15 protein-coding genes, 1 other RNA gene and 5 pseudogenes are annotated in these 25,712 nt (G+C 45.0%); 16 read left to right on the top strand and 5 right to left on the bottom strand.

What is annotated here, in order from left to right:
* The first annotated feature begins 31 nt into the window (after positions 1-31).
* Positions 32-219: non-coding RNA, 6S RNA (ssrS, locus tag QT984_RS04085), on the top strand.
* Positions 220-292: 73 nt separating this feature from the next.
* On the opposite strand, the pseudogene QT984_RS04080 reads toward ssrS, so the two are convergent.
* From QT984_RS04080 to QT984_RS04070, 3 genes and pseudogenes are all read right to left on the bottom strand, one after another.
* Positions 293-427: pseudogene (locus QT984_RS04080) on the bottom strand (IS630 family transposase); the annotation flags it as partial.
* Between the two features lie 428 nt (positions 428-855).
* Positions 856-2,445, bottom strand: a complete 1,590-nt coding sequence (locus tag QT984_RS04075; RefSeq protein ID WP_333231769.1) for a hypothetical protein — start codon at positions 2,443-2,445, stop codon at positions 856-858.
* 128 nt (positions 2,446-2,573) lie between these two features.
* Positions 2,574-3,530, bottom strand: a complete 957-nt coding sequence (locus tag QT984_RS04070) for a hypothetical protein (protein WP_333312637.1) — start codon at positions 3,528-3,530, stop codon at positions 2,574-2,576.
* Positions 3,531-3,889: 359 nt separating this feature from the next.
* On the opposite strand from QT984_RS04070, the gene QT984_RS04065 reads away from it, so the two are divergent.
* The 4 genes and pseudogenes from QT984_RS04065 to QT984_RS04050 all read left to right on the top strand — a co-directional run bounded on the left by QT984_RS04065 (position 3,890) and on the right by QT984_RS04050 (position 12,142).
* On the top strand, positions 3,890-4,873 hold the full coding sequence (locus QT984_RS04065) for an AEC family transporter (protein WP_333373285.1): 984 nt from the start codon (positions 3,890-3,892) through the stop codon (positions 4,871-4,873).
* Between the two features lie 161 nt (positions 4,874-5,034).
* Positions 5,035-7,863: pseudogene (locus QT984_RS04060) on the top strand (ATP-binding protein); the annotation flags it as partial.
* A gap of 456 nt (positions 7,864-8,319) precedes the next feature.
* Positions 8,320-10,116, top strand: a pseudogene (locus QT984_RS04055) (GAF domain-containing sensor histidine kinase); the annotation flags it as partial.
* A 355-nt stretch (positions 10,117-10,471) separates the two neighbouring features.
* The gene (locus QT984_RS04050; protein WP_333053689.1) at positions 10,472-12,142 is read left to right on the top strand and encodes a calcium-binding protein; all 1,671 of its coding nucleotides are present in this window, start codon (positions 10,472-10,474) and stop codon (positions 12,140-12,142) included.
* A gap of 67 nt (positions 12,143-12,209) precedes the next feature.
* On the opposite strand, the gene QT984_RS04045 is transcribed toward QT984_RS04050, so the two are convergent.
* Positions 12,210-12,572, bottom strand: a complete 363-nt coding sequence (locus tag QT984_RS04045; protein ID WP_333053688.1) for a hypothetical protein — start codon at positions 12,570-12,572, stop codon at positions 12,210-12,212.
* 401 nt (positions 12,573-12,973) lie between these two features.
* Between QT984_RS04045 and QT984_RS04040 the strand changes: the two genes are divergently transcribed.
* Together QT984_RS04040 and QT984_RS04035 are read left to right on the top strand one after the other, a co-directional pair.
* The gene (locus QT984_RS04040) at positions 12,974-13,816 is read left to right on the top strand and encodes a photosystem II manganese-stabilizing polypeptide (protein WP_333053687.1); all 843 of its coding nucleotides are present in this window, start codon (positions 12,974-12,976) and stop codon (positions 13,814-13,816) included.
* A gap of 462 nt (positions 13,817-14,278) precedes the next feature.
* Positions 14,279-15,052 carry an RNA polymerase sigma factor SigF gene (locus QT984_RS04035; protein ID WP_333053793.1) on the top strand — a complete coding sequence of 258 codons (774 nt, stop codon included), beginning with the start codon at positions 14,279-14,281 and terminating at the stop codon, positions 15,050-15,052.
* 123 nt (positions 15,053-15,175) lie between these two features.
* Here QT984_RS04035 and QT984_RS04030 read toward each other — a convergent pair whose 3' ends face one another.
* Complete coding sequence (locus QT984_RS04030; protein WP_333231777.1) at positions 15,176-16,342, bottom strand: pyridoxal phosphate-dependent aminotransferase; 1,167 nt, start codon at positions 16,340-16,342, stop codon at positions 15,176-15,178.
* Positions 16,343-16,579: 237 nt separating this feature from the next.
* On the opposite strand from QT984_RS04030, the gene QT984_RS04025 reads away from it, so the two are divergent.
* From QT984_RS04025 to QT984_RS03990, 9 genes and pseudogenes are all read left to right on the top strand, one after another.
* Positions 16,580-17,092, top strand: coding sequence for an adenine phosphoribosyltransferase (locus QT984_RS04025; protein WP_333040475.1), 513 nt, complete (start codon positions 16,580-16,582; stop codon positions 17,090-17,092).
* Between the two features lie 232 nt (positions 17,093-17,324).
* Complete coding sequence (locus tag QT984_RS04020; RefSeq protein WP_333053685.1) at positions 17,325-18,365, top strand: ABC transporter permease; 1,041 nt, start codon at positions 17,325-17,327, stop codon at positions 18,363-18,365.
* 94 nt (positions 18,366-18,459) lie between these two features.
* Positions 18,460-18,759: a BrnT family toxin gene (locus tag QT984_RS04015; RefSeq protein ID WP_333208171.1), complete on the top strand. Its 300-nt coding sequence runs from the start codon at positions 18,460-18,462 to the stop codon at positions 18,757-18,759.
* On the top strand, positions 18,756-18,956 hold the full coding sequence (locus QT984_RS04010; protein ID WP_333208170.1) for a hypothetical protein: 201 nt from the start codon (positions 18,756-18,758) through the stop codon (positions 18,954-18,956). Before QT984_RS04015 ends, QT984_RS04010 begins: the two co-directional genes overlap by 4 nt.
* A 209-nt stretch (positions 18,957-19,165) precedes the next feature.
* The gene (locus QT984_RS04005; protein WP_333271980.1) at positions 19,166-19,741 is read left to right on the top strand and encodes a hypothetical protein; all 576 of its coding nucleotides are present in this window, start codon (positions 19,166-19,168) and stop codon (positions 19,739-19,741) included.
* Between the two features lie 61 nt (positions 19,742-19,802).
* Positions 19,803-20,516: pseudogene (locus QT984_RS29740) on the top strand (leucine-rich repeat domain-containing protein); the annotation flags it as partial.
* Between the two features lie 561 nt (positions 20,517-21,077).
* Positions 21,078-21,581, top strand: a pseudogene (locus QT984_RS29735) (DUF6745 domain-containing protein); the annotation flags it as partial.
* A 667-nt stretch (positions 21,582-22,248) separates the two neighbouring features.
* Positions 22,249-23,202 (top strand): ABC transporter ATP-binding protein, encoded by a 954-nt coding sequence (locus QT984_RS03995; RefSeq protein ID WP_333053682.1) that lies wholly within the window; start codon positions 22,249-22,251, stop codon positions 23,200-23,202.
* Between the two features lie 193 nt (positions 23,203-23,395).
* The gene (locus QT984_RS03990) at positions 23,396-25,090 is read left to right on the top strand and encodes a hypothetical protein (protein WP_333053681.1); all 1,695 of its coding nucleotides are present in this window, start codon (positions 23,396-23,398) and stop codon (positions 25,088-25,090) included.
* Positions 25,091-25,712 lie beyond the last annotated feature (622 nt).

Here is a 25,712-nt window from a genome sequence, read left to right as displayed (position 1 = left end):
AATCGGGTTAGTTGGTATATATTTAATAAAGGTTCTACTGCGACGTTGGTGACTGCCAATAATGTTTTTTTGATCTATAACTCTTAACTCTCGGGAATCAAGATGTTTGGACAGCAGTAAACTGGGCTTGTACCCAGAAACTTTAAGTCCGAGCCAACGGTACCCACCTGGTAAAATACCAGGTCAAAAGCTGAGGTAAGACGGCGTTGCGGGGAACCATTAAAATTTGGATAGAGATAGGCGCTGTGAAATATGGCTAGCCTATTTTTTTTTGAGATAAGCTGTTGCATATTTAAACTATACAAGCATTACCCTTGTTTTTGATTTGGCGACCCCATTTAATTATTAATTGTCCTTCATTTAAGAGGATCTGCAATAAATACTCCAGCTCTTCAATAGATGTAAAAAGTCGATTTGCAATATATTTTATCGAAAAATAACGGATATGGAATGAGAATTAAATAACTTAGAATGCGTGATGGTTCTTGTGGGATGGGCGTCCCGCCCGCCCTGAATATACAATTTAAATGCGCGACAGCTTAGCAGTCTATTTGCAAATTTGAGATGTTCCCAATCATCTTGCGATCGCCCTGGTAATAATTTCCACAAACTGATGCAGTAAAGCAGTCATTCTATTTTAGATTTTAGATTTTGGATTTTGGATTGAACCCACGGATAAATTCGGGGGCTTGAGGATTTTAGATTTGAGATTTTGGATTGATTCCACGGATAAATTACGTGGCGGGTACCACCTTTGAAATTCTTGGTCAACTCTCAGCAAAATCTCCGGCGTGGAATCGATCGCCCTTCCAATAAAAATATTTAACCAAGGTGGGCAAAAGCCCACCCTAATTCCTACTTCCCTACAGTGAAATACTCATTCTTAGCATACACGCTAATAATGCAGTCTCCCACTTCAAAAAACATCCCCTCTTGCTCATCTTTAGAAAATTGCAAGTTGCCGTATTTAGAATTAATTTCCTCAGCAGTCGCCGCTTTTGCCTCCATTTCATCCGGGATAAGTCCAGTAGAACCGATATAGAAAACCAGCGGTGAAACTTTTTCCCTGTACACTTTTTCAGCATAAGCTTCCAGTCGCTCATTCGCATTAGCTAAAGCAGCGACAAATTCGTCTCGCTTGACATCTTCTCCCTGCCATTTCGCTTGCAAAAGGCGCAGCAAACTATCTGCACCCACTTTGGCTAAAGTAGCGCTAACAATTCCGTTATCCTCCAACCCCAAAAACTCATCAAAAATCAGTTTCATCAAGTCGTCAACTTTGGTGATTTTTGTTCGGGATGACAGCGTTTTGTGGGCGAAGACAACAGGCTCATCTAAGGTGATGTCAAATGTCGGTTTTGCTAGCTTTTCGCCCGTGTTTTTGTGGTAAACTTCATAAAGGCGATCGAGAAATTTGTTGGCCGAGTGCAACTTGCCGAAGTTGAGGATGTTTTTGCTGCCGATGTCGATTTTGTAGCTGACTCGCGAATCTACTGAACCGTTGGCGATCGCACTTTTTAAATCTGTGTATTCTGTCGTCGTCGGAAAGTTGATGTAAAGGCTTTTTGACAGATAATGCTGTTTCACTTCTTCCAATTGTTCCGCAGTGTAAGCCTCAGATTCCTCCTTCAAATGAGCCGAGAGAATGCTAGAGAGAATTTTGATTTCTGCTAGTTCCTCAAACACTCCGTCAATGCTGCCGTAACGCCCGTCAAAAGGCACGAGGGGCAAAGTATCTAACTTAATATCGTACTCGGAACGGAAGTCAAATTCTTGCACGGGCGAACCGTTTTTTTCAAGGAGACCGCATTTTTTGAGCAAATCAAACACAGGTTTGCTGCTGATTTTGGTTCGCAGCGACTTAATATTAACTTCGCCGTCGCTGACAATGGTATAATTGTTGAAAGTATTGAGGTCTGTAACTAGAATTCCCGCCACTTCGGCGATTAAAGTTTCATCCTCAACTTTTACCAGCTTAGCTTTTCGGGTAATCAGCATATTGATGGTAGCGGTATTTTGATTGATGGCAAATGAACCCATTTGCACGTATTCGCCACCATCTAAGAATTCAGTTTTCAGCCAAGGCTTGACAAGGTTGCCGTTTTCGTCTCGCTTTCCTTCAATTCGCTTCAAACCTTTTCGCTGATAATTTTCTTGCAAGTGTTTCAAGTTGATGATGATGCTGTTGCTGTTTTCCTCCAATATCTTGATTAACTCCAGCAGGGAAATTTTATCGCTGACTTTTACCCGATCGCCAATTTCATGATTTTTCAACACATCAGGCGCAAAAACAGCCTCTTCCAAATCTTCCGTAAACTCGGCTATTTGGGCATTTGTCAAAGCTTTCGCGTGTTTTTCCGTCAAAGTAGCATCGAAGGTGCTCGCCAGCGCATACTTAGCCGTATTTAAATTGCCGTCAGCGAGGTTAGCTTTCGCAAAAGCCAACACCGACCACGAATTTCTTCATGTGGTACCCGCCACGTGATTTATCCGTGGAATCAATCCCAAATCGAAAATCGAAAATCACTTATTGCCCCCGCATTTATCCCTGGGGTCAATCCAAAATCTAAAATCTAAAATCTAAAATCGAATGACTCATCAGTTTGAGCAACGGGAACATCTAATTTGTCATACTCATCTTTGGCGACTTTCTGATATTTGTAAAACAGTCCGCGATCGTCTGCTTTCAGCCCGCAGATTTTCAGCGTACTCGATGAAGCGTTGATTTTCTTGCCACTTTTGGAAACAAAAACTTGATAATCATATTCCTTAATTAACGGTTCTTCCAGCGGCGGTGCAACGGAACTGCCTAACAGTTTTGTGCTGTCGTAAAGAGCATCATAAACCATTTTAACTTCGCCCGCGCGGATGCAATTTCCCGATAATGTATTGGCAATTTTGGAGAGAAGTTTGAAGTCAGCAGAGGCATAGGATATCGTGTTAGCAAACACATCCATGTCTTTGAGTTCTTCGCAAATTTCCCCTAGTTTTGCAGCTTCCGAATTGGCACTGGGGTCATTTGCATAGCCGTCTGTGTGCAAATTTATAGCTGTCATTTCTCCCGCTTTAACCAGAGATTTAGCAAGTTGCATCGACTGCGATATGCAGGTATAGCCAGCCGTGTCGATTTTTTGAATTTCTTTGACGTATGGAGAGTCAAGCTTCAGCACTTCTTGAATGGGAATTCGCTGGAAATGACAAATTACGTCCCCATTGCCAGCATAGGAAATCAGGCTGACAATTAGCTGGTAATTGTTGTATTCGTCTAAGGTCAAAAGCTTGATTAGGGTTTCTTTCAGCGGTTCTAAGTCATAATACATTGAGCCGGAACGATCGATGATGATGATGCTGTGAGCGACGGATTTTTCTGGGATATCGCCTGGTGTTCTCTCTAAATTAATGCGATCGACTAGATAGAATGCCTTGGCGTTTCCGGCAAAATTGTAGAGGGTAAACTTGGTGCGAGTATTGGAGGCTGCTTGGCTGCTGGAACGTTTGACTTGAGATGATTGTTTTGCTTGCCGTGCCATAGTTTTCACCTATGTTGACTTATTCATCAACTTAATCATGACACGCGCTTCTGTGGATGTCAAGGCCTGTGTGGAAAATTATGTGCGAGGCTGAATAATCATTAATATTTAGCCCTGCGATGCCAGGGAAAACTGCGGCGATAGGCTAAAGGTGGGCTGTTTTGGCAAAAGTAGTGGATCTGCGTAATACCAATTTAATGTGAAGTTGCACATATCTCGATCCCCCTAAATCCCCCTTAAGAAGGGGGACTTTGATCGGAATCTTGTCCCCCCCTTATTAAGGGGGGCTAGGGGGGATCGGATTCTATGGAGGCTCATAAAAAATTGGTATAAGTCGTTTAGAAAATATTTAGTCAATCATGGTTTATTTAGAAAATCCGGTGCTCAAACTTTATCTAAATCTAATCGGATGGGTGACGTTGGGATTCATTCTCGGCCGCCTGCTACCGAGAAGCTATTCTACATATTTAGCCAAGTTTCTTTTCTTCTTTGGCACGCCATTGAGCATTGTTGCTTTTATCCGCAGCGCCAATTTGTCGGGCGCTATTTGGATGGCGCCGCTGATAGCTTGGGCGGCAATTCTAGCAGGTGGAGGACTCGCTGGGATTTTGATAAATTTCGGTGTCGGCGAGGAACGTTTCAAGAGTCTTAATCCGGCCCAAAATAGCCCGGAACACACCAGCGCTTGGAGTTTGCCCACTCAAGGCAGCTTTTTATTGGCAACGATGCTGGGTAATACGGGTTTTTTAGGCATTCCCGTCACCTTGTCCTTATTAGGTTCGGAACACTTTGCCTGGGCGTTGTTTTACGACTTGCTAGGCACTACGATGGGAATGAATATACTGGGAGTTGCTATTGCTTCTCACTGCGGTAAAAGCGATCGCCGTCAGGGTTGGTTAACACCCCTGCAGGCAATCTTTCAGAATCCGGCACTGTGGGCTTTTGGTTTAGGATTTATCTCGCGCAGCTTGCCGCTGTCGGCACAAATCGCAGAATTGTTAACAACAGGCGCTTGGACTGTAATTACTTTAGCTTTAATTACGATCGGGATGCAGTTGAGCAAGTTGAATTCCTTGCACAACCTCAAACCAGTTTTGGCTTGTCTGGCGATTAAAATGCTGTTTATTCCCTTGGTAATTGGCACGGGATTAACGTTTTTTGGCATCGCGGGCGCGCCGCGACTCGTGCTAGTGCTGCAAATGGCGATGCCTCCTGCTTTTGGTACTACGTTGTTGGCAGAAGCTTTCAATCTCGATCGCGAATTAGCCGTAACAGCGATCGGTCTCGGCTGCGTTAGTTTATTATTCACTATTCCAATATGGATGAGGCTCTTTAATTTTTAATAAAAATAGGATTGGGTCAGTTTTAAAAGTGTATTTCAGTGATCCCCATCACAAATGTTGAGCGCTCTATGTCATATTAATTTAACAATCACTGGACTGGGAAACTGTATTGGCTTCTGCTAATGTGGAAATAGCCCGCTGAGGACGGGAAGAATCAAAGTATGGCAAGTATAAATTTTACATTGACAGGTTATCAAATTCTCGATCGCATTTACTCAGGAACTCGCACCCTAGTTTATCGAGCTTTCCGTATTGACGACAAACAGCCAGTCGCCATCAAAGTCTTGCGGAATAATTATCCCAGCTTCAGCGAACTGGTGCAATTTCGTAATCAGTACACGATCGCCAAAAACCTCAACTTGCCCGGAATCATCGAAACCTACAGCTTAGAAACCTACCACAACAGCTATGCGTTGGTAATGGAAGACTTTGGGGGAATTTCTCTAAAAGAATGGACGGAAGAAAGGGAAACTGGGCCGTCTCTGATGGAGTTTTTGCAAGTTGGGATCGACCTGAGTGATACATTAGATATACTCTATCGCCACCGGATAATTCACAAAGACATTAAACCCGCCAATATTTTAATTAATCCGCATACAAAACAAGTCAAACTCATTGACTTTAGTATTGCATCTTTGCTGCCGCGAGAAACTCAAACCCTGATGAATCCTAACGTACTGGAAGGAACACTCGGCTATTTGTCTCCCGAACAAACGGGAAGGATGAATCGCGGCATTGACTACCGCAGTGACTTTTACTCTTTGGGCGTAACTTTTTACGAATTGCTGGCGGGACGATTGCCGTTTCAATCCAACGATGTGATGGAATTAGTACACTGTCATATTGCTAAGCAACCACCATCACTGCATCAAATCAATCCTGAAATCCCGCCCGTACTTTCGGAGATTGTCAGCAAATTAATGGGGAAAAATGCCGAAGACCGCTATCAGAGTGCGTCGGGGCTGAAATTCGATTTAGAATTTTGTTTGGAGCAACTTGAAGAAAAGGGTAAGATAGAGAGTTTTACGATCGCCCAGAGGGATGTTGGCGATCGATTCACTATACCAGAAAAACTCTACGGTCGCGAAACAGAAGTAGAAACCCTACTCGAAGCCTTCGATCGCGTCAGTAGTGACCGAACTGAAATGATGCTAGTAGGTGGTTTTTCTGGAATTGGAAAAACGGCAGTTGTGAATGAAGTTCAAAAGCCAATTGTCCGCCAGCGCGGCTATTTTATCAAAGGTAAATTTGACCAATTTAATCGCAACATTCCTTTCTCAGCTTTTGTGCAAGCATTTCGAGACTTAATGGGACAATTGTTGAGCGAAAGTGACGAGGAGTTGAAAAAATGGCAAACTCAAATATTGCAAGCACTGGGTGATAACGGACAAGTCATTATTGAAGTAATTCCCGAACTCGAAAAAATTATTGGCCAACAATCACCCGCACTAGAATTATCAGGAACGGCGGCCCAAAATCGGTGGGATTTGCTGTTTCAAAATTTTATTAAGGTGTTCACAAAACCAGAACATCCCCTGGTGATGTTTTTGGATGACTTGCAGTGGGCAGATTCCGCCTCGCTGCAGTTAATGCAACTGCTGGTTTCCGAGTCAGCAACCGGCTATTTATTAGTAATTGGTGCCTACCGAGATAATGAAGTGTTTGCAGCACATCCGTTGATGCTGACACTGGATGCAATGGCAAAAGCTGGGGCGACGGTGAATACTCTGACGCTGGAACCGTTGAGTTCAGAAAGTCTCAATCATTTGGTTGCTGATACGCTCAATTGTGCTCCATATTGGGCAAAACCGTTGGCGGATTTGCTGGCACAAAAAACCCAGGGAAATCCCTTTTTTGCAACGCAGTTTCTCAAAGCACTGCATCAGGATGGGCTGATTGAGTTTGATCGGCTTGCTGGTTATTGGCAGTGCGATATTGTGCGAGTTAGGGAGGCAGCGCTGACGGATGATGTGGTCGAGTTTATGGCGTTGCAGTTGCAAAAATTGCCGCCAGCGACTCAGAATGTGTTGAAGTTGGCTGCTTGTGTTGGTAATCAGTTTGATTTGGGGACTTTGGCAGTTGTTTCCGAGCAATTGGAAACGGAAACGGCGGCGGATTTGTGGAAGGCTTTGCAAGAGGGGTTAATCCTGCCTGAAAGTGAAGTCTACAAGTTTTATATGGGGCGAGAAAGACAGGAGGACGCCGAAAATTCGGAGGTGGTGAATTACAAGTTTTTGCACGATCGCGTTCAGCAAGCTGCCTATTCTTTAATTCCCGAACAAGAGCGATCGCGCGTTCACTATCAGATTGGACAATTGCCGATCCAGCAAATTTCACCCGCAGCTATAGAAGAGGAAATTTTTTCAGTTGTCAATCAGTTGAATTATGGTATTGCGCTGATTGAAAACCAAACAGAACGATCTGAATTGGCGCAACTCAACCTCACGGCTTGCCGCAAAGCCAGAGGCGCTACTGCTTATCAAGCTGCTCGCGATTATGCTGCGATCGGGCTAAATTTGCTGGGAGAGAGCGCTTGGCAACGACAGTACGAGATGACCTTGAACTTGCACGACATAGCAGCAGAAGTGGCTTCACTCTGTGGTGATTTTGACCAGATGAATCAGTGGATTGACACTGTGATTTATCATACCAGAACTCCCCTAGAGCGAGTGAGCGTTTACATCGTCAAAATTCAGGCATTATCGTCCCAGAACAAGTTTTTAGAAGCAATTGCTATCGGTTTGTTGAGTCTAAAAGAACTAGGAGTTGAGTTGCCCGATCGCCCTACATCAGAAGATATTCAGCAAGCAGTGCAGGAAATTAATAGCTCGATCGGCGATCGACCGATTGAAGAGTTATTCGAGCTGCCAGCGATAGTGGATGCCCAAAAACTGGCCACCATGCAAGTGGCGGCAAGTATGGTGTCAGTTTGTTATGTGGTCGGTTCGTCTTTGTTTGCGTTGGTGACTGCCTTACAGGTAAATTTATCAAAAATTTGGGTTTAAAACCCTGTCCTTCTAGGACGGCTTTAATTTCTTAAAACTTCTTTCAACAAGTCCAGTAAGTTCCTATATTTGTGATATACTATAAAAGTCAAGGTTTAATTCCTTTACCATCGTGAAACAGTTAAGACACACTTTTAGGTATAAACCGGGGGACGCAGAGCAGCGAAAACTCTTTAAACAGCTAGAGGTTGAATTAAACCTTAAACCAGTTAAAACAAACTATTCTTTTAGGATTGTTAAGTAGGGTAGGGCATACCCAAACTCTAGGTAAATATCCTAGTACGCTTTTGGAGATAGACCCGCTGGGGTGGCTGCGAATCAGGCTCGTTAATTGGTAGTTTTCTACGGTTAAAAGGTCTGAATATTGCCTTTCATGACGCAACACTTAAAGGTTAGTCGCTGAATTAAGAATCCTCGCACTTTTAGGTCGGGGAGTGTCAATTGCATAAGTGGCAGTTGGTAGAAGCAGAGAAATACCGAGTTGCCAGACAGAGGGCAGAAGCTATTGAAATGTACGATCGCGCTATTTCTGGAGCGAAAGAAAACAAATACATCCAAGAAGAAGCCCTCGCTAACGAACTAGCAGCTAAATTCTACCTCGACTGGGGCAAAGAAAAAGTGGCCCAAGCCTATATGCAAGAGGCTTATTACTGTTACGATCGCTGGGGTGCAAAAGCCAAAATCGATGACTTAGAAAAACGCTATCCCCAACTTCTTGCTCCCCTATTGCACGCAATAGAAAACCGTTTGGCAATCAGCGAAACTCGCCTCCACCCAATCAATAAATCGTCAATCTTACCTCAAACATTCCCACGAATTTTATCGAGGTGCGACAGTATTTACGAAACCCTCGATTTCGCGGCTATTCTCAAAGCCTCCCAAACTCTATCGAGTGAAATTAAATTAGAAAAATTGCTAGCTGGACTGATGTCTGTGGTGATGGAAAATGCCGGAGCAAAAAAAGCAGTTCTCCTGTTGCTTAAGGATGGGAATCTCGCGATCGAAGCTGTAGCCTCCTTCCATCAAGATGTCATCTCAATATCTGTACCGCTGTCAGCCAGCGACGAGGTTCCCGCTGCTGTGGTCAACTATGTTAAGCGGACTTGGAAAACTGTGGTTTTGGATAATGCTGCAGTACAAAACGATTTTATTGCCGATCCGTATTTGATGCAGAAAAAGCCCAAAAGTGTGCTGTGCGTGCCAATTTTAAATCAGGGTAAATTAATCGGGTTGCTATATCTAGAAAATAACTTGACAATTGGTGCATTTACAGAAGATCGCACTGATCTCATCCAACTTTTGTGCGCCCAAGCGGCTATCTCTATAGAAAATGCTCGATTGTACCAGCAATCTCAAGCTTATGCACAAGAATTAGAGCGATCGCTCTTTGATTTGCAGCAAGCACAGTTACAGATCGTGCAAAGCGAAAAAATGTCCACATTGGGCAATTTAGTCACAGGAATAGCCCACGAAATTAATAATCCTGTCGGCTTTATTAGCGGCAATATTGAGGAAGCAACCACCACGATTAAAGATGTGATTGCCCACTTAAAATTATATCAAGAAAAACTGCCAGACCCTGGCGATGAAATTGAACAAGATGCTGAGGATATTGATTTAGAATATGCCTTAGAAGATTTGCCAAAGATGCTGTTGTCGATGAAAGTGGGGTGCGATCGCATTCGCGGCATTAGCACCAGCCTCCGCACCTTCTCCAGAGCCGATAAAGACTACAAAGTTCCGTTTAATATCCATGAGGGCATTGACAGCACTATCTTAATTTTGAAACACCGGCTGAAAGCCAACGAACACCATCCTGCGATCGAAGTCGTCACAGACTACGGCAATCTCCCTCAAATCGAATGCTTTCCCGGTCAACTGAACCAAGTCTTTATGAACCTGCTTGCTAACGCGATCGATGCTCTAGAAGAATCAAGCCAAGGAGGTAGTTTCGAGGCTCTGAAAGCCTATCCCCACTGTATCACAGTTCGTACCAGTCAGTCGGGCGATCGACACATCAAAATTCAGATTGCCGATAACGGGGCGGGCATGACCGAAGCAGTGAAACAGCGGATTTTTGACCATCTGTTCACAACGAAGGCAGTAGGAAAAGGCACTGGGTTAGGATTGGCGATCGCCCGCCAGATTGTAGTCGAAACCCACGGCGGAACAATTGAGGTGAATTCCCATCAGGGAGAGGGAACTCAATTTGAGATAGTGTTACCTGTTACCGAATAAAAGTTGACTGTTGACTGTTAACTGATGACGGTTGACGGTTGACGGTTGACTGATGACTGAGGAGTGTTGACTGTTAACTGATGACGGTTGACTGTTGACTGTTGACGGTTAACCGTTGACTAATGACTAATGACTAATGACTAATGACTAATGACTGATGACTAATGACTAATGACTAATCGGGCCTTATACCAGCCCCGATCGCAACTCCGAACAGGGACAAAACTTCCCGCGCCCCTTCGCCTGATCCCCACAATCTCAACTATGCTAACGTAGGCAAGCAGCAATCCCTTGTCACGAAGGTGATTAATATAATTTCAAACAATTTATTTGATTTAGGAGCGGTGTATCCCGTATGGCAAACCTGATCGGCACAGACAGCAACGACTTTATTCTAGGAACTCCGCTGAGCGATCGAATTCGCGGCTTAGATGGCGATGACACGGCCCTGGGTGCGGGAGGAGATGACACCCTAGAGGGCGACGGCGGCAACGACCAGCTTCTGGGAGGTGACGGAGCAGATTCGCTGATTGGCGGTGAAGGAAATGACGAACTTATTGGCAACCAAGGCCGCGATTTTGCTTCCGGCGGAAACGGCGACGACTCAATTCGCGGTGGTTTGGGCAACGACATCCTCGAAGGCAACGACGGGATAGACAGCGTGTTGGGAGACGCCGGGGACGACTTAGTTTTTGGCAACGGAGGCTTTGATGTAATTGCCGGCGGTACTGGTAACGACACCCTCACAGGGAATGACGGCGACGATTCCGTGTTCGGCAATGCTGATGACGACTTTCTCTACGGGAATGCGGGGAACGATTCTCTCAACGGCGGCAGTGGTAGAGATCAAATGTTGGGCGCTGAGGGCAACGATTATTTGACCGGCGGCGACGGCGACGACACTTTGTACGGCAATGCTGACAACGATTCGCTTTTCGGAGATGCTGGTAATGACCAGATATTCGGCGGCAAGGCTGACGATACAGTTTTTGGCGGCACCGGTTCCGATACCCTTCGCGGCGATGAAGCCGACGACTCGGTACTGGGAGATGAAGGCAATGACTTTTTGTTTGGTGGCAAAGGTAATGATGGTATCGACGGCGGTTTTGGCGATGACTCCTTGGCTGGAGGTATCGGCGACGATACAATTTTGGGCGGTTTCGGCAATGACAATTTATTTGGAGCAGAGGGTAATGATTCTTTAATCGGAGGCGAGGGTTCGGATACTCTGACTGGCGGCAGCGGCAGCGATGTCTTTGGATTGGGAGCCGGGCCTGGCAGTCTGGCTTTAATTACTGATTACAATGACACAGAGGATTTCTTTGGACTGCCGAGCAATTTATCTTTCGCTCAACTGCTAGTTACCCAAGGCAACGGTGCAAATGTCAGGGATACAGTAATTACGACGCTCGACGGCAAGCTTTTAGCAATTTTGATCGACACTCCGGCGGCGCTAATCGAAGCGAATGATTTTATCGCTGTGACTGGGACGGCTACTCCCAGGCCAACCACCATTACCACTACAACTACAACTACAGTTACAAGCACAATTACAGATCCAACTCAACCTCAAACTTCAACTACAGAATCACTTCCAACTCCGTCTCCAACTCCCACGGAAGCACCGACTCCAACTCCCACGGAAGCACCGACTCCAACTCCCACGGACGAAGCGACGCCTACTCTCACGGAAGCACCGACTCCGACTCCCACGGAAGCACCGACTCCGACTCCCACAGCAGCGCCGACTCCGACGCCAACTGCTGCGCCGACTCCGACGCCAACTGCTGCGCCGACTCCGACTCCCACAGCAGCACCGACTCCGACTCCGACGCCAACTGCTGCGAGGATTCCTACTGCACCGACAGTTAGCCCGCCTGATGATTCGCCTCTGGTGTCAATGAGTTCTCTGGCCCCGACTCCGACTCCCGGACTATTGCCAATGCCGGGCCAGACGCCGATATTCCCGACGGTGCCGAACCTGATACCTTTTCCTACACCTGTCCCTCCACCTTTCGGGTTGTAGGTGCGATCGCGCAGTTTAGTGATGAGTTATGAGTTAATGTAAAACTCACTAAACTCATAACTCAAAACTATTTAACGTCCTGGGGAGTTTCGGCCGAGTCTTCTGGCGACTCGGCTGGAGAATCTTCTAGGGGAGATAATTGTTGGCTATACTCCAAGAGCGATCGAAGTTTCATGCGGTGGATGTAAGGCCAGCCGCCATTGGCTTCAATATTCCTGAGCAGTTTGTAAAGTGCTTGGCGGTTGTCGGGAAAAGACGCTTGAAACAAACCGTCCCGAATTTCCCGGTGCGAAGCTTCCAGCCTCCGCAGCAGGGCCAAAAGCAGCAGACTGTCTCCCTGACAACTTTCGCCTAAAGTCCGAATCGCCTCTGTCAGCGATTGCATTTGAGACTGCAACTTTTCTGACTCTAAATCTTTGCCGTTGTCCATACTGCTGCTTCCTTTGAAATCTACAAGGCCTTTGTCCCCAGCCTTTTGGTCAACCGACTAATCGAGCTAGTCGCGATCGCCATTCGGGGTCATAAGCAAAGTAACTTAAGTAGGTTGACTTAAGCAATATTAATTTGCAGTCCAAGTCAGGAAAAGAGCACAACCCGTCGTACCATGTGTATTGGGCTGCGATCCGAACATGATTGAGAAATCATAAGTTCATGCTTATTTTCACGACGCACTAGCTTGATTTTTTGAGTCAATGCCGGTCTCGGTGAAGCGAGGGATCAGGATCTAAATGCTACCCTAAGCGCTGGCCTAGCCTGCCGGCGGGCAATTATATTTTGCTCGAACTAGGGCTTTTTCTTAATATAATCCGATGTTGGATATTGAGGTTTGCAATGAAATATCGTGCTTTAATTGTTGCACTTTTAGCTTTTTGCATGAGTGCGCTGGTTGCTTGTTCTTCTGCTTCTGACACGACGGTGGCAACTACTGAGTTGCTCACCTACGACCAGATTAGAGGTACTGGCTTGGCTAATAACTGCCCTAGCTTGGCAGAAACTTCTCGGGGATCGATCCCCATCGAAGCGGGCGCCACCTATAAACTGACTGGTTTGTGTTTGCAGCCCACAACTTATTTTGTGAAGGAAGAACCAGCAAACAAACGCCAAGAAGCGGAATTTGTGCCTGGTAAATTGCTGACCCGGTTCACGTCGAGCATTGACCAAGTTCAAGGTACGCTCAAGGTCGGTACTGATGGAACTCTGACTTTCACAGAAGAAGACGGCTTGGATTTTCAAGCTATTACGATTCAATTACCGGGCGGAGAGCAAGTACCTTTCTTGTTTACCATTAAACAGCTAGTGGCAAGTTCCGAACCCGGAGTGGTTGCTATCAATACTTCCACCGATTTGAGAGGGGAGTTTAACGTTCCTTCTTACCGCAGCGCAGGCTTTTTAGACCCTAAAGCCCGCGGGGTATCGACTGGCTACGACAATGCTGTAGCGCTTCCGGCTAGTGACAATTCCAAACGGGTGCGGGCTAATGTTAAGGTTGCTGACACTCGCACCAAGGCCGGCAAAATTTCTCTCCAAGTTGCTAAAGTCAACAGCGCCACAGGCGAAGTTGGCGGGATTTTTGAGAGCACGCAGCCTTCTGATACTGATTTGGGAGCTAGACCGGCTCTGGACGTGAAAATTCGGGGTTTGTTTTACGCTCGCATTGAGCCTTCTGTGTCATAAAATTGGCTTTCAGGATCGATCGAATTTGAGCAGTTTCTGGCCGTAAAGCTCCTGCTCCCTCTTCATTAGCCAACAGTCTCGAGCAATATAACTTAGGACTGTTGACTAATGACTAAATTTATGGTTAAACTGTGGTCATTCGCAACTTATTAAGTTGGAATTTTTAATTAATTAAAGTATTGTATTAAAACCGCTTTCAGATTATAATATACTTGGGCAAAATCCCGGTTTAATTCTGGCTTGTCTCGAAAGTCTTCTACCTGATAAAGTTCTGCCTTATGCGGAAAACCTTCGGATAATTCAGCTAAATCCCTGCACCTTCGGAAAGTTAAACGGGTGTGTCCGCTATCACACCGATTAAGTGCTAGGATTACACTACCTAAAAGTGAATTTTTTTAGACTAGATTGGAAACTATATCTAAAGCAACTTCAGTCCTCTGCTCTACCAACCCTTATGTCACCATGTCTACCACAGTGCCGAACGAGCTAAAAAGCGAAAATTTGCAATTGTTGCGCGAGTACCAACTTTCTGGATCGAATGAAATCCGCAATCAGTTAGTTAAACTGAATGTTGGACTGGTCAGAAAAGAAGTTTACCACTGGCTCAACCAGTGCGGTGAAAGCTACGACGATTTGCTGCAAGTCGGATGTATTGGGTTGATCAGGGCGATCGAGCGGTTTGATATCGCCAAGGGACACGCTTTTAGTTCCTTTGCAATTCCCTACATACGGGGCGAAATTCAACACTACTTGCGCGACAAAAGCCCTTCGGTGCGCTTTCCCCGCCACTGGCAGTCCCTGGAACGCAAATCAGTAGCAGCGATCAAGGAGTTGCAGGTGCAGTTAAACCGGAAACCTACGGATGCTGAAGTAGCAGCAGCCCTTGAGGTTTCTGTACAAGAATGGCAAGAAATTAAGTTGGCCCATCTCAACAGATCGCCTCTGAGTTTGGACGCGCCGATGCAAGATGAAGACGAGGGGGCGACTTGTCTGGGAGAATTGGTACCCGATAGCAAGTATCGGAGTTTTCAGTTGGCGCAAGAGGATCAAATTCGCGTACAGCAAGCTTTGGCTATGTTGGAACAACGGACTCGCGAGATATTGGAGTTTGTTTTTCTCTACGATTTGACTCAGAAGGAAACGGCTGAACGCTTGGGTATCAGTGCGGTGACAGTTTCTCGGCGAGTTAAGAAGGGGCTGGATTTGCTCAAAGAGATTATGACTAAACAGCTTTAGTTATTATTAGTCAGTTGTTGGTTGTCAGTTGTCAGTTGTTGGTTGTCAGTTGTGAACAGTTAACAGTTAACAGTCAACCGTTAACAGTTAACAGTTAACCGTTAACAGTCAACAGACTAATTTTTAGATGCTGCGGACAAATTTATCGAGCCTTTCTACGGCTTTTTTAATGGTGCCTAAATCGGTAGCGTAAGACAAGCGAATGTGGTCATCTGCGCCAAAAGCAATCCCCGGAATAACTGCTACTTGCTGCTTTTCTAAAAAAGCGTCGCAAAATTCCAAAGAATTCATTCCAGTCTTGCTGATGTTGACAAACATATAGAAAGCACCGTCTGGTTTAATACAGCTAATTCCAGGGACAGCATCGAGTAATTCAAATATTACCTGACGCCTTTCGGCAAAAGCTAGACGCATTGTTTCGACAGACTCTTGACTGCTTTCCAAAGCTGCGATCGCACCGTACTGTGCAAAGGTACAGACATTTGAGGTACTGTGACCTTGAATGGTGTTGGTGGCTTTGATTAATTCGATCGGCCCGGCCAAATAACCGATTCGCCAGCCTGTCATCGAGTAAGCTTTAGCAAAACCGCTGCTGATCAGGGTGCGATCGAAGATTTCTTTGCCCAGGGAACCGATGCTGACGTGCTGGGCGTCGTCATATATAATTTTTTCGTAAATCTCGTCAGCAACGACTAAAATATCTCGATCGACTATCACCTCGGCCAATGCTTTGATTTCCGCCGGAGTATACACCATTCCCGTCGGATTAGAAGGCGAATTCAGTACAAATAACTTGGTTTTGGGAGTAATCGCTCGACTCAGTTGTTCCGGTGTAATTTTATATCCTGTAGAAGCATCAGTCCGTACAATTACTGGCTTGCCGCTAGCGAGTTTGACCATTTCTGGGTAGCTTAGCCAGTAGGGAGCCGGAATAATTACTTCCTCTCCCGGCTCGATCAGAGCCATCATCAGATTGTAGAGGGAATGCTTGCCGCCGTTGGTGACAATGATATTTTCTGGTTGATAGTGGAGATTGTTGTCGGATTGGAGTTTGCGGGCGATCGCAGCTTTTAACTGCGGTTCCCCAGCCACAGGGCCGTACTTAGTCTTCCCCGCGTCTAGAGCTTGTTTTGCCGCTGCTTTAATGTGTTCGGGGGTATCAAAGTCGGGTTCTCCCGTACTCAAACTACAGACATCAATCCCTTCGGCCTTCATAGCTTTAGCCTTAGCGGCGATCGCCAAGGTTATAGAAGGAGTAACCTCACCCACTCGTGCTGCCAACTTAATCATTGGATTTTAGATATTAGATTTTTGACTTTAGATCATAGGGCGACAAATCGTGATATTCAACCCTGTTGTTAGGGAATTATGACATTTGTTTACATAGTACGTAAAGGATTAAGCAATTAAAGAATAAAAATTAAAAAAGCTCTTAGTTTTAATTTTTATTTTTTAATTTTTCAATTTTGACGTTATTATTGTAGCATTTTTGATGCCTCGTTACCCTCAACGCCGATCTGCAAGCTTATGGATCTCAAATCTCTGATTCGCGACATTCCTGATTTCCCCAAGCCGGGAATTCTGTTTCGAGACATTACAACTTTGCTGCGCGACCCGCAAGGGCTGAGCTACACCATTGACAGCTTAGCGGAAAAATGCTCTGCAATGTCTGTTGACTATGTGGTGGGCATGGAATCGCGGGGCTTCATCTTTGGCGCGCCGTTGGCTTATAAAATGGGAATAGGCTTTATTCCTGTCCGCAAGCCGGGGAAACTGCCAGGTGCGGTTCATTTTGCTGAGTACGAATTGGAGTACGGTGTCGATCGACTGGAGATGCACCGAGATGCCATGACATCCGGCAGCCGGGTGCTGATTGTGGACGATTTAATCGCCACTGGCGGAACAGCAGCAGCGACGGCTAAATTGTTAGAGCAAGCTGGCTGCGAGCTTGTCGGTTTTGCTTTTATCATTGAATTGCAGGCCTTGGGCGGCAGGCAGAAATTGCCCGATGTGCCGATCGTCACGCTAGTGGAATATTAGTTAGTTAACTGTTGGCAGTTGACAGTTGACAGTTGACAGTTGACTGCTGACAGTTGAATAAAAACTCCTGACAAATAATATCCTTGACCTTTGCATCGCAATTATTTATTTCTCTCTTCTCTTTCTCTGCGTTCTCTGCGTTCTCTGTGGTTAAATCATTCCGATGCAACCGGCATTAATATCATTCACAATTCTTCAAATCTAAAATCTAAAATCTAAAATCTAAAATCCTATGACTTCTCTTAAATTGAATCAAAATTGGCGAGGGTTGAGTTCTCTGTTTAGCAGCGAGACATTTACTTATATTTTCAAGCGACTGTTGCAGGCACTTTTAACCCTATTTTTGGCATCGATGCTTTGTTTTGCAATTATTGAGCTAGCACCGGGAAATTACTTGGATACATTGAGCCAAAATCCCAAGATTTCGCCGGAGACACTCAAGCAACTCGAACAGCAGTTCGGCTTAGATAAACCAGCGATTGTGCAGTATTGGCTGTGGCTGCAACAAATTGTGACGCGGGGGAATTTTGGCACGAGTTTTGTGTATCAGCGATCCGTAGCTTCGCTGCTGTGGGAACGGGTACCGGCGACGTTATTAATGGCGATCGCATCTTTGATTGTAACTTGGGCGATCGCGATTCCCTTGGGAATAGTCGCGGCCGTCAATCAAAACCGCACAGTCGATCGAGTTCTGCAAGTAGTCAGCTACACCGGACAAGGATTTCCCAGCTTTATCACAGCGTTGCTGCTGCTATTTTTTGCTCAGAATACTTCGCCTCTGTTTCCCGTCGGAGGAATGACAAGTATCGACCACGCAGACTTACCTTGGTGGGGTCAAATCCTCGATTACGGCTGGCACTTAATTTTGCCAACTGTCGCCCTCAGCGTTACTGGTTTTGCTGGTTTGCAAAGATTGATGCGCGGACAATTGTTGGACGTGCTGCGTCAAGATTACATCCGAACAGCGCGGGCTAAAGGTTTGCCGGACGATCGAGTAATTTACATTCATGCTTTGCGGAATGCTGTTAATCCGTTGATTACGCTGTTGGGTTTTGAGTTTGCTAGTTTGTTGAGCGGTGCGTTTATTGCGGAATTTTTCTTTAATTGGCCGGGTTTGGGAAAGCTGACTTTGGAGGCGGTGAACAATCAAGATTTGTATTTAGTAATGGCAAGTTTGATGATGGGTGCGACGATGTTGATTGTGGGGAATTTGTTGGCGGATTTGCTGCTGAAAGCTGTCGATCCTCGGATTAAGCTGGAAGATTTGAAATAGTAGAATTAGTCCTGGACGCACGCGGGGTGAAAAACCCTAACTTATAATTGGTGTTATAATTTGATAGTACCTCGATTTAACCTGATAAATTGCTTTGGATTATAATTTTGATTGGAATCCAGCCAAAGAAAAGCAAAATATTCGCAAACATCAATTAAATTTTCGTTTGGCATCAACTGTTTTCCGCGATCGTTCTCAATTAACAATCTATGATGAAGAACACAGTCAAGATGAAGATAGATGGATTACCATAGGTTTAGATGAAACAGGAATTTTAAGGGTTGTTGTCCATACCTTTGAACAAACCGATCGCACCTCCTGTGTAATTCGGATTATTTCAGCCCGCAAAGCTAATTCCACTGAAACCCAACCTTATCAAGAGAGGAAATTATGAAATCAGAGTATGAGTTTTCTTCATCAGAGCAAGGCAAGTTTTACCATCCTGATGCTACGTTTCATTATCCCATTTATCTCGAACCCGATGTCGAGGACTTTGTGACTAAAATTGCCGATCATAAAAAGATTGAGGTTCAAGCTTTGGTCAATGAATGGCTGAGAAATAACATGAAACTAATTCAAAGTGTTGAGTAGGTGAAAAACCCATTTTTTTCTCAAGTGGCTTGCCTGATAGTGTTCGATCGCGATCGACCGCAAAAGGAGATAGGAACTTACGCAGGGATAGTCAGCAACCGGGTTTTTCCCTTGAATACTTCGTTTCAGCTCGCAAATTAGATAAAAACCCGGTTTATTTGGCGGAGTCGATCCAAATAATGCTGATATCGAATATGTAGAGTAGATAAATGATGACTCAATCTCCTACGACAATATCCCTCGATCGCATTCTCGAACAAAATGCCGAATCTGTACTGATTTGGGCGAACAACATATTTTCAGGTCAAACCACCGAACCACAAGGGTTTAACTGGCTATTATTAGCGGATGTTGCCTCGGCTAAGGCTCGAAAAGGTCAAAATGGTTCCGGTTTGTGCGATCGCAAATGGGCAGAAGTCGCGATCGCAATTTACGATCGCAAGGCCGGTGATGCCGATCGGAAAAAACCAGGTAGTGGCGAGTCTTTTACGATTTCCTCAATGATGTTGCGGGCTGCGATGATAGAAAAACAGGAAGTAATTTCCGATCATCCTGTTCTCGATGTTAACTTAATTTTAGAATGGTTTTGGGATAACATCAAAGAGTCGCAGGAAGATGTCGAAAAAAAGGTAGCTAATTGGCAAACGCTACCTATTACAGAAATTCGCGAGTTAAGAAAACTTAAAAATCGATTGAAAGTTATTGCAGCACTTTCTGATACGGATAAATATGTTTTAGATGAAAAACTCAACACTTGGCTTTTACTGCGCGATAAACTACCCTAAAAGTGCGATCGATATTCCCATGCCCCATGCCCATATACCATTCCCCATCTAGGAGTGCTTTATGTCAGAAAAACAACCAAACGAGCCAATGAGTTTTAGCAGCTTTGCCGACTGGTGCAGGCATATTGACAGTCTTTCAGAATGGGCAAGGCACACAGTTAAAGTGTTGTTAAAAAAGGCTGGCACTGATGACCCTGAAGCAGCCCAGCAGATACTTTCAAGCATGACAGAACTGAATCTGTGCGGCAATAGAATTACCGACATCAGCTCCCTCGGCTCGCTCACCAATCTGACAACACTGAATCTCACCCTCAATAAAATTACCGATATCAGCTCCCTCGGCTCGCTCACCAATCTGACAACACTCAATCTCAACTACAATCAAATTACCGATATCAGCATCCTCGGCTCGCTCACCAATCTGACAACACTGCATCTGGGCTACAATAAAATTACCGATATCAGCTTCCTCGGCTCGCTCACCAATCTGACAAGACTGGATCTCGACAAGAATGAAATTACCGATTTCAGCTTCCTCGGCTCGCTCACCAATCTGACAGAACTCAATCTCAACTACAATCAAATTACCGATATCAGCTTCCTAGGCTCGCTCACCAATCTGACAACACTGGATCTCAACAACAATGAAATTACCGATATCAGCGCCTTGCGTAAGCTCACCAATCTGACAGAACTCAATCTCTACGAGAATAGAATTACCGATATCAGCGCCTTGCGTAAGCTCACCAATCTGACACAACTGAATATCGAGGGTAATCAAATTACCGCCGATCTGTGCGTGTTAGGCCTCCTCGCACAGAAACGTCTTACTCTCTCGACTAGACCAATTGATGGTCAAAAAGCCACAGAAGCCATCAAAGTTGTCTATGCCGCTATTGGCCTAGAAGAACCCGAAGTTATTATTTGCAGCAGTCCCCGCGACGTTTGTCCCCAAATCTTCAAAAGGCTCAAACGCGAGCATTCACAAAACTGCTCAGACGAATACAGCAATAGATTGGGGGAAAATTTAAACCAGATATGGATATCCCCTATGGAAGAATTTGCAATTTCGTGGGTGTGGGAGTATGAGCTCGATAGGATCACGATCGAGTCCGAAGCCGACAGCACACTGAATTCGGCAATGTACAAAGTGGTTGACAGCTATATGCGATCGGAACGAACGATATGGAATGTTTTTTTCAAAGATTTGTTCTACCTTAACTACCCTCAAACCTCCACGACTTTGTTTAAAGAAATCTATTTAACTGAATTGTATATATCTTCAGGCGTCAATCTTTCCCAAAAGGCACAAGAAATACATCACTACCAAAAGCTGCTTTTCGAGCATTGCGGTTGGATATTTCCCTTTGAAAAGATTTGCGCGGTGTGCGATCGCCCCCGCCACCTTCGCTTTGACAGTCAAAACCGCTTGCACGCGGAAGCAGAACCTGCGATCGAGTTTGCGGATGGATGGAATTTTTACTATTATCACGGCGTCAGATTGCCTGAAGAATACGGCAAAGTCCACCCAAATAAATGGCAATCGCAATGGCTTTTAACAGAAGAGAATGCCGAACTTCGGCGAGTGTTAATTGAAGGAATTGGTTACGATCGCATTTGTCAAGAGTTGCAAGCAAAACAAATAGATAGTTGGCAGGAATATGCACTATTACAAATAGATAACGCCGATGTCGAGCCGATTTGTTTGTTAAAAATGACTTGTCCGAGTACGGGATTCATTCACGCTTTGAGAGTTCCACCTAACCTGACATCAGCGAGGGAGGCAATTCGCTGGGTAAATTGGGATATCGATCCAGAGGAATTTTCCGTGCAAACTTGATATTAGCAAGGATTTCAGCGATCGAGAATGTCCTTGTTTTAATTTCAGAAACGAGATGACAATTCCTGGAAGAACGAGCTAGGCTAGCTGTAGACATCTATTTCGATCGGGATTTACGCACGGGTGGCCAGAAACCGGGTTTTTTCTGAGAAGACGTGTTATACCAATTTTTTATCAGGTTGCATAGAATCCGATCCCCCCTAGCCCCCCTTAATAAGGGGGGGACAAGATTCCGATCAAAGTCCCCCTTCTTAAGGGGGATTTAGGGGGATCGAGATATGTGCAACTTCACATTAAATTGGTATTATAGCACCCAAAAGCGACAAAAACCCGGTTTCTTTGGTGTTGATGCGTAATATCCTGTGCGGTAGATTAGCGATTTGTCGTCGAGGGGGCAGGTTTATGAGATTGTCGGTTTTCGGCAATTATTGTCGGTGAACCTGCCCCTACAAGACATGGCGTTTGTAATAACGGATCGGATCTATCTGAGATATTGCAGCATTCTCCATTAGCTGTAGGGGCGGGTTCGCCAGTAGGCTTAAACGTTTGCAGACAGGTTAAATAAACCCGCCCTCCCCCACGAATAATCCCCTCAAGTCAATCGGACTCGATATAACTCCTATTATTCCCAGGAATGCACAGATAAAATTTCATTCACCCTCCAAACATGGCAAAACCACTAGCAATAGAAACTCGCGGGCTGACGAAACAATTCGATCGCCATATAGCCGTCAATGACATCGATTTGCAAGTAGCAGCAGGCGAAGTATGCGGACTGATCGGCCCCAACGGTGCCGGGAAAACTACTTTGCTGCGGATGTTGGCGGCGGCCCAGGAACCGACTACAGGGGAAATTTACATCAACGGGGATAGGTTATTGCGCGATCGATCGCACCCGATTCTCAAACAGCGCATCGGCTTTCTTCCCGATGACTTTCCCCTCTACGACGACTTGACTGTTTGGGATTATTTAGACTATTTTGCCCGACTCTACAACCTCCAGCAACCGCGCCGCCGAGAGCGAATCAACTCCGTGTTAGAACTCGTGCAACTAACCAACAAGCGCAACAGCTTAATTTCCACCCTTTCGCGGGGAATGAAACAGCGCCTGAGTTTGGGGAGAACTATTATCCACGAACCGCTATTGTTGTTGTTAGACGAACCGGTTTCTGGCTTAGATCCGATCGCCCGAATGCAGTTCCGCGAAATTATCAAACTTTTGCAACAAGTGGGCATGACTGTAGTCATATCATCTCACGTCCTCAGCGACTTAGCCGAACTTTGTACCTGGGTTGGTATCATGGAACTCGGATATCTGGTCGAAAGCGCACCTTTACAAGAACTTTACAAACGCCTCAGCCGCCAGCAAATTTTGATGTCGGTTTTAGGAAATAAATTAGAAGCGCTAATATCCGAGTTAAAAAACTTTCCTTGGATAGAAAATTGGGCAATAATCCCGGAAACTCAACAGGTGTGCGTTGATTTTTCAGGAAGCCCGGAAGATGCAGCCAATTTATTACGCGAACTCGTCGCCGCCAACATTCCCCTAACCGAATTCCACTGCACTCAAGAAGACTTAGAAACCATCTTCCTCAAGATGGGACACCAGCAAGCATCTTAATTTAGTCGTTTCCATAATCAAATTAATTCTTTGTGGAACGGGCATCTTTCCCGTTATTGAAAATAATTCAACAGTGAGTTATAACTGAGTTATATTCTTTACGGTTGGACCGGAATTATTTAACCGCAGAGAGCGCAGAGGACACAGAGGAAGAGAAGAGAGAGAATTACCAATTACCAATAACTAATCAACCATGACACTCAACTTACTGGACAAAGTCGGCAACTGGAATCCCCAGTTATTTCGAGAAATCAAAGGCCGCTTGAATATTGGCAATATGGCGATCGCATCTGCTTTCTCGTTAGGGCCTCAACTGCTGCTGTTCATGTATTACAGCGCCCAGTTACCCGTTGCCCTTCGTAATGTCGATCGTACTGAACCGATTTATAACAGATTTTGTGTTTTAAAGACGACCACTAACACGAAACAAGGAACACAATGTCTCACAGATGCCTTGGGTAATATAGTAATTGATTGGCCCAAGTGGTGGGTAGAAATATTTATTTGGCTGAGTATATTTAGCGTGTTAGTCCTATTAGTAGCAGGGACTTATATGCTCGTCAGTGACTTAGACAAGGAGGAACGCCTGGGTACGCTCAACTTTATTCGCCTCAGTCCCCAATCTGCCAACACCATTTTTATTGGCAAAATTCTCGGTGTCCCTATTTTAGTGTATCTAGCAGCAATTCTGGCGATACCACTACATCTATACAGTGGATTAGCTGCTCAAATACCTTTGAATGAAATTTTATGCTTCTACATGGCGATTGCAGCCAGTTGTAGTTTATTCTACAGCACTGCGATGCTATTTGGATTGACAACCAGTTGGTTGGGAGGATTTCAACCTTGGTTGGCTAGCGGTATCGCTTTGTTTGTGTTTGTAATCTCTACCATGAAGTTAACAGTAACTGCTGGGGATTTAGGAACATTTGTATCTGCCATTGGCATCCTAAGATATCTAATTGTTGGAAGAATGGATAACTATGAATTTAATTCATTAGGTGCAGACATACACCAGTTACAATGGTTTTACTTGCCCATCGGTAAAAATATTGTAAGTGGCATTATTTTGTCTCTGTCAATTTGTAGTATCGGAACCTATTGGATGTGGCAGGGATGGCAGCGCCGTTTTCCCAATCCCACTACTACAGTTTTGAGCAAGCGACAAAGTTATTTTGCTGTTATCTGCTGTCAGCCCATTATCTTAGGCTTTGCACTCCAATCTGACCCCCTAGCCTACGGTAAAACTTTTCCTTTGCTAACATTGAATTTGGTGATGTTCTTAATTGTAATAGCATCTTTAACATCTGAGAGACAATCTTTGTATGATTGGGCAAGGTATCGGCAACAAATTGTTCCCAGCGGTCACAAGTTGTGGCGACGTTACCCACTACTCGATTTGGTTTGGAGCGAAAAAAGTCCGGCTGTAGTTGCGATCGCGATTAATCTTCTCAGCTCATCCTTCATTTTACTCAGCGGACTAATTTTAATAGATCGGGGCGAGTTTGAAAAGTCTCACACAAGCATATTTTGGAATGTAATTCTCGGTATCAATCTGATCCTCATCTACGCAACCATCACCCAACTATTCCTATTTCTCAAAACCCGCAATCAGGAAATTTGGGCCGTAGGTACTATCAGCGGTGCTATCTTGTTACCACCTGTGATTTTATCTATGCTCTTGCTCACTCCAGAAAAAAATCCTGTCTTCTGGCTATCTTCAACCTTTCCGATTTTTTGGTCTTTTTCGCCTGACATAGGATCTGGAACTACGATTTTGATTTCGATACTCAGTCAGTGGACTGTGTTGCTGTTGTTGAATCTCAAATTGCGATCGCAACTGAGACTCGCAGGGGAATCAGCTTCTAAAGCACTGCTGAAAGCTTGAAAAAGCAGGGGAAACTTGAAACTCCGATTCAGGCCGGGATTTAAACCCCTGCCTGAAACCTTAAGTCGTCTTCAGACGACTGTTCAACTAACTTAGGAGCGCGAATTAAATAACTTACAATTTTAATTGTTATTGTGGGATGGGCGTCCCGCCCGTCCACTCATGACGGGCGGGACGCCCATCCCACTTTCAAGAGTGGAAGTTATTTAATTCTCATTCCTTATTATGCCAATTCCGCATTTATACTCGACTTTATATTAAGCGATAGCGGTCGCCGCTACATACAAAGCTCACCTTCGCAGGCTTTAAGATTAAAGTTGAAAAAAAAATCTGACTGTAAGCTGTTCGACATTTAAAGGACGATTGTAGGGTGCCCAGCGTACATAAGCGTTTCCCTTGTAAGCGTAAGTGTTCGCGAATGGCGCACCTTACCTGGTTCGTTAGTCGTTTAAATGCTCCACAGCTTACAGATCCAAAATTATAGAGTCAGCGTATATTACTAATGAACGCAGTACAAAATTTCATAGGTTCGCACCGCTAAAAATTTCAGCTTGCCTGTTTGGAGTTGAGCCGCGCTCCCCCGCCAGCTACACACCCAACTATAAAATACGGCTAAGCGATC

Origin of the sequence: Microcoleus sp. Z1_B2, from assembly GCF_036700325.1 — a bacterium.
In the GTDB taxonomy this organism is placed as follows: domain Bacteria; phylum Cyanobacteriota; class Cyanobacteriia; order Cyanobacteriales; family Microcoleaceae; genus Microcoleus.
Note: the sequence above shows the minus strand (reverse complement) of the source record. Positions and strands in the feature narration are given on the sequence as shown.